Genomic DNA, 6,000 nt, shown 5'->3' with positions numbered 1-6,000 from the left:
GACCTATCTTTTTTTACCACAAGTTGGTCAACACCTCACTCTATCTCGGTTGCGGCGGAGTTGTCACCCCGCCAGGTTTTAAAGTGGATTTTTTACAAGCAGCGGCTTGGGCGCGGTGCTGAATATAATCATTTTTTGACCCCTAATTTCGGAGATAAGATCGTACGTAATCTTAAACCCTAGTTTTCCCGCGCATAAAATCCTAAATGATTGGCAATGGGACGTTCCTGCATGGGAATTTTATTCTGAATCGGAGCATTTAACAGTTTCGCTCCTGACGGCGATGCTACTGCAAAAGTTACGGACCCGCCACCATCTAAATTTAGCACTGTCTCGGCTCCCAACTGCATCGAAATCTCAGTTATTTCGCTCAATTTCAGCCCTTCACTGTAAAGCCTCTGCTTGCCGTCTGCCAGAATTAACCACAACTTGTCGCCTGTTTTGTCGATCGCCGCGGCTGCACGGGGATAGGGTTTATCCTGTTTGCGTTCTTCCTGACTTTGTGCTACGGGTTTGCCATTTTTAACCAGCAAAGTATCTCCGGCAACTGCATAGGCTGTTCCCGCAGGACAAGTGCCGTTTTCGATTATTTGAGCGCGGTTTTTGGCATCAAAACAAAGGGCGGGAAAGCCTGGATTTGGTTGAGAATAAGCTTGGCTTTTGGCAATGGCTTGTCCGACATTATTTACTCGATCGCCACTGCGGGGATAGTAATCCCAAGGTGCTTCCTCGATGCAGGGATAAAAAAAATTGCCGTTGACTGCTAATTGCAATTTAAATTCTTTCAGGAATTCAGTAGCGGTGCGGGCATTGGTTTCTGTTAAATCGGGTGTTGGGTTTCCGGGAGTGACAAAAATTCCTATTCCCGGCGCTTTTAGGTCGATGCTAACAATGTGAATTAGGGTGGGACGCGGATTAGTCCGAAATTCCCTGCGGTAGGCTATTCCTTGAAAGAGCGATCGGGCTTCGTTTGTTTGTTCGGGACGCAAAAAGTAGGGAATGTTGTAAAGTAGTATTGGTGCGAGCAATATTCCGAGACCGAGAATCTGCCAAATTTGTTTGATCGTGGGTCGATAAGTCATACCATTTTAGATTGGAAATTGGGGACGAAAACACTGACAGATTTATATATTTTCAAGCATCCTGTACTAATATGAAGTATTCGGATTCCAATAATTTTAGCAATCAAATTTTACGAAATCGATCGTTCCAAGGACAAGTTCTTAACGGTGCTGATTTCAGCGGTGCGGATGTTCGAGGCTGCAATTTTAGAAATGCTCAGTTAGCGGGTGCGAATTTTATCGGTGCGAAAATCGGGCTTTCTCGGCGACAGATAGCTGTTTTGAGTGGTGGGGCGATCGCGATTTGTTTGGTTGTGGGCGATGTTCTGACTCGACTGATTTTGGGAACTCAAGGACAATTACCGGGATCTGGCAGTTGGCCTTTTGTTCTGTTGCTGTACGGGGTTTTGAGCGCTGCTGGCTTCGCTTCGGCGATCGCCAGCAAACAGCCAAAAACCTCAAAAGCGGGTAGATTGGCACGAACAATTTCTGCTATTCTATCAGGAGCTTTGTTGGGATTTTTCTATGCTGGCACTGCAACTAATAATAATTCCCAGGCTGCTCTTGCTGGAATGTCGATCGGCGGGGTGTTAATGTTTTTGGTGCATTCCCGGATTCGTAGCCAATTTTCACAGGTGGCGATCGCCTCGGCTGGAAGTGTGGCGACTTACGCAGGGGCTTTTTTGTTCAGTGCAACGGCGAGCGCTTTTCTGAGCACTCACAAACTGTTTTGGGGTATGTGTTTCGGTTTGCTGTCGCTGCTGTATCTTTGGTTTGCGTTTGTGTCTTTCTCGGCTATTGTTCGAGAGATTGGAAATGCTGAGGGTACTTCGTTCAGAGGGGCAAATCTCGCTGATGCTAAGTTCGATATAAATTACCTCAATCTAAAATCTAAAATTTAAAATCTCAAATTCCCCGACTGATATTCAAACAGCAATTGATCCAGCAGAAAGCGACGCTTTGCTGCAAACGGTGAGGGAGCAAATGGCGCTGGCAACTTTCAATCCCAGCGACAGCGAACTGCTCAAAAAGATGGTCGAATGTATGGGAGATTCCCAGGGAATGGTAAGGCTGAGTTTAGCCGATACACCATATCGCTGCGATTGGTGTAGGTCACTAAGCTGTCGCGCATTTAAATTGTATATTCAGGGCGGGCGGGCCGCCCAACCCCTACTCCCCACAAGACTTTGATTTTTTTTGACATACAATTTAAATGCCGCAACAGCTTATGGTTTTCTACTATTGGCATTATATCGGGGCGTGTTTTTCCCGGCGATCGCCCGTAATTTACACTCAAACATTGAAAAGCGAGATCCCTTGATTTGTCTAAAAGAATTCAAGGGATCTCGCTCTAATCAAAGTATTTATCTCATATCAGAGATTTTTGTTGCAGGCTGTTTTTTTGCCTAAACAGCTTGTTTAACGGAGAGGGAGGGATTCGAACCCTCGTTAAGTTGCCCTAAACACACTTTCCAGGCGTGCGCCTTCAACCGCTCGGCCACCTCTCCAGGACTAAATTAATTCATTTAGCCACAGCTAAGCTATCTTAGCAGAACAAATCTGATTTGGGAAGGGGTAACGGCATAAATTTACTGTTTAATGTGGGTAGGGTGTGAAAGGGGCAGCCTTGGATTCTCCTCCCTGTGTCGCAAACCCATTCATTTCAAGGATATTGCCCCGCCAACCCCAATCTAAAATCTAAAATCTAAAATCTAAAATTCCATGACTCGCTCTTACACAATTAAAATTCATAACAGACAGACAGGCGATCGCCACACTGTGCGAGTACCCGAAGACCGCTACATCCTGCAAAGCGCCGAAAACCAAGGAGTAGAATTGCCCTTTTCCTGCCGCAACGGCGCTTGTACCGCCTGTGCGGTGCGCGTCAAGTCGGGGGAACTGCACCAGCCAGAAGCAATGGGGCTTTCTGTGGAACTGCAAAAAGAAGGTTATGCCCTGCTGTGCGTCAGCTATCCCCGTTCCAACATCGAGGTAGAGACGCAAGACGAAGACGAAGTGTACGAACTGCAATTCGGCCGCTACTTCGGCAAAGGTAAAGTTAAAGCCGGTTTACCCTTGGATGAAGAGTGAGGCAATTTGATAAATTATCAACTACCAATTATCCATGCTTTATCGGTTATTTGCGATCGCCCTTTGTCTGTTGTTAGCTAGCTGCCAAAAACCAGAAATGCCCCAAGGTACGATCGCTAAAGTAGAAAGGGCCATCAGCGGCCAAACCATCGAAGTTATCAGTACAGCCGACAAAATAGCCTTATTAGAACAAATCAGGCTGATTGGTATTGATGCGCCGGATTTAAAACAGCAGCCTTGGGGAGAAGCAGCCAAACAAAGACTAGAACAGCTAATTGGGGGAAAACAGGTATTGTTAGAATCAGACATCGAAGGCAAAGACCAGTTCGATCGCAAACTAGCCTACTTGTGGCAAGATAAAAATTTGCTCAACGAACAGCTAGTTAAAGAAGGTTATGCCCTGGCCTCAGTGCGATCGCCCAACACCAAATACCAGCAGCGACTCGTGAACGCTCAAGAATGGGCGAGACTCATGGGTAAAGGCCTGTGGAATCCAGAACGAGCTTTGCGCCAAACTCCCGCAGAATTTCGCCAGCAAAATCGGAAATAGTCAGTAGGGAATTGTTGACGGTTGACGGTTGACGGTTGACGGTTGACTGTTGACTGTTGACGGTTGACAACTAACAACTAACAACTAACAACTAACAACTGACAACTAACAACTGACAACTAACAAATGACTGACAATCAACTGCAAAACTTCTTAGAAATAGCCACCGAAGCAGCCCTAGCCGCCGGTTCCGTCCTGAAATCTTTCTGCGGAAAATTAGAAAAAATTCAAGAAAAAGGGCGATCGGGCGATTTAGTCACAGAAGCCGACAAAGCCTCAGAAGCCGTCATCTTAGAAATTCTCGGCCGCCACGTACCCCACCACGCCATCCTCGCCGAAGAATCCGGCAAATTAGGAGATGCTAGCAGCAAATACCTGTGGGCGATCGACCCTTTGGACGGCACAACCAATTATGCTCACCAATATCCTTTTTGGGCCGTGTCGATCGGACTTTTAATCGACGGTATACCACAAATAGGAGTAATTTACGACCCTTTTCATAACGAATTATTTCGGGCAGGCAAAGGATTGGGAGCAACCTGCAACCGTAAGCCGATCGAAGTTTCCCAAATCTCAGAATTGAGAACCAGCTTGCTAGTCACTGGCTTTGCATACGATCGGCGGGAAACAGCAGACAATAATTATGCCGAATTCTGTCACCTCACCCACCTCACCCAAGGCGTGCGGCGCAGCGGTTCCGCATCCCTAGACTTGGCACACCTGGCGATGGGGCGATCGGACGGATACTGGGAACGGGGACTCTCCCCTTGGGACGTAGCTGCAGGTGTAGTCATCGTCTCCGAAGCCGGAGGTCAAGTTACAGCTTATGACGGGAGTGCCTTTGAGATGAACTCAGGTCGGGTTTTGGCCACAAACGGCAAAATACACGCCGAACTCAGCAGCGCACTGCTAGCAGTTCCTCCCTTATCTTCTTGGAAGTAGCGCCTCCCAGCAATAGATCGGGGGTAGTACGGGGGTCACAACCCCTTGACTCAAGCTACATTAAAGAATAGTGAAAAGCCAGGAAAGGAAGAGTAAAAGTTATGTCTTTTGAAATGACAAAAGGGCTGTTCAAGTACGACTTTACAGATCAGCACGCAATTTTGGGAATTCCCTTAGACGCCGAGTTTAACGACATCCGCAAGCGTTACATGAAAATCGCCCGCCGGTTGCATTCGGATACTTGCTCTTTTGAAAGCCAAGCCGATAAAGATTGGGCTAACCAATTTTTGTCAAAAGTAGTCAATCCGGCTTACAACAAATTCTCTAAGGAAAGCGATCGCAAAGAATACAGCCTGCTATTAGCAGCCATCGGCAAGCGCGTTGTTAAAGAACAGGCGAAAATGCAAATTGAAAGCGAAGCAGCCAAACAGTTAGCTACCGCTAAAGATTGGGAAGAAGCTTACAAAACAGCAGTTAGCAAACTCGCTCTCAAGCAGTACGAATCAGTTAAGGAAACGCAAGAGGCGATCGATCAAATTAGCGAACTTAACATGGTTTACCTGCTGCGAAAAGAGCGCCAAGGCATTGCAACCCCGCCACCACCCCCGCCACCACCCCCAACCCCAGTTCCAACCCCAACCCCAAATCTACCCCCAAATCTACCCCCGCCCAAAGACGACCCGCGGATCGAAGCCTATTGCCGCCGAGCTCAAGGATTTATGGACAGCAAAAATTACGCTAAAGCAAGTTTGGAGTTGAGGGAAGCCCTGAAGAACGCCCCAAAACACAGCAAGGCTCACGCTATGTTAGCAATGTGTTACCTTGAACAAAATCAAGCCACAATGGCTAAACTTGAGATGAACAAAGCTTTGGCATCAAATCCTGAAGAACCGACGGCTTTGGAGGTTAAGAAAAAGCTGGAACAAGCTTCCGCAAAAGCCAAAAAAGGTGACGAGAAACCAGGATTTTTTGCAAGTTTGTTTGGCGGGAAGAAGAAGTGAGAAGTTGTGAGTTGTGAGTCGGGAATATTTAGAAATTGGTAAACTGCTCAGCAGTGGAGTGATCTCGCTCAAAAGAATCAAGAGTTGGTGATATCACATCGGATCACAATCGGAATTATACCGTCAGTGCGATCGTCCCGCGATCGCGGATGCTCCAGAAAGAACGGGACGATCGCACTGACGGGGAAAATAATTATTCCGATGCCAACGAAAACGATATGACGCCTTAATTTGTTAAAGTCGAATGTTAAGCTTGCCTGCTTCGACTTTAACACCGTCCCCTAAAGCTAAGCTTCTAAGCCCAATCTAAAATCTAAAATCTAAAATCTAAAATTGATATGACACCTTAATTTGT

General features: G+C 46.8%; 6 protein-coding genes and 1 tRNA gene. 5 read left to right on the top strand and 2 right to left on the bottom strand.

The window, feature by feature from the left end:
- Positions 1-179 precede the first annotated feature (179 nt).
- Positions 180-1,082, bottom strand: coding sequence for a phosphodiester glycosidase family protein (locus QUA83_RS18515; RefSeq protein ID WP_333294987.1), 903 nt, complete (start codon positions 1,080-1,082; stop codon positions 180-182).
- 71 nt (positions 1,083-1,153) lie between these two features.
- Between QUA83_RS18515 and QUA83_RS18510 the strand changes: the two genes are divergently transcribed.
- Positions 1,154-1,963: a pentapeptide repeat-containing protein gene (locus QUA83_RS18510; RefSeq protein ID WP_333294986.1), complete on the top strand. Its 810-nt coding sequence runs from the start codon at positions 1,154-1,156 to the stop codon at positions 1,961-1,963.
- Positions 1,964-2,484: 521 nt separating this feature from the next.
- Here the strand turns inward: QUA83_RS18510 and QUA83_RS18505 are convergent.
- Positions 2,485-2,569: transfer RNA gene (locus QUA83_RS18505), tRNA-Ser, on the bottom strand.
- A gap of 214 nt (positions 2,570-2,783) precedes the next feature.
- On the opposite strand from QUA83_RS18505, the gene QUA83_RS18500 reads away from it, so the two are divergent.
- The 4 genes from QUA83_RS18500 (at position 2,784) to QUA83_RS18485 (ending at position 5,645) form a co-directional block, all read left to right on the top strand.
- Positions 2,784-3,152 carry a 2Fe-2S iron-sulfur cluster-binding protein gene (locus tag QUA83_RS18500; RefSeq protein WP_333294985.1) on the top strand — a complete coding sequence of 123 codons (369 nt, stop codon included), beginning with the start codon at positions 2,784-2,786 and terminating at the stop codon, positions 3,150-3,152.
- 34 nt (positions 3,153-3,186) lie between these two features.
- A complete protein-coding gene (locus QUA83_RS18495) occupies positions 3,187-3,702 on the top strand; it encodes a thermonuclease family protein (RefSeq protein WP_333294984.1) in 516 nt (171 codons plus the stop codon).
- Positions 3,703-3,828: 126 nt separating this feature from the next.
- The gene (locus QUA83_RS18490) at positions 3,829-4,644 is read left to right on the top strand and encodes an inositol monophosphatase family protein (RefSeq protein WP_333294983.1); all 816 of its coding nucleotides are present in this window, start codon (positions 3,829-3,831) and stop codon (positions 4,642-4,644) included.
- Between the two features lie 101 nt (positions 4,645-4,745).
- A complete protein-coding gene (locus QUA83_RS18485; RefSeq protein ID WP_333294982.1) occupies positions 4,746-5,645 on the top strand; it encodes a tetratricopeptide repeat protein in 900 nt (299 codons plus the stop codon).
- Positions 5,646-6,000: the final 355 nt, after the last annotated feature.

Origin of the sequence: Microcoleus sp. K1-B1, from assembly GCF_036704705.1 — a bacterium.
Lineage (GTDB): Bacteria > Cyanobacteriota > Cyanobacteriia > Cyanobacteriales > Microcoleaceae > Microcoleus.
This window is presented reverse-complemented; position numbering and strand designations above follow the sequence as displayed.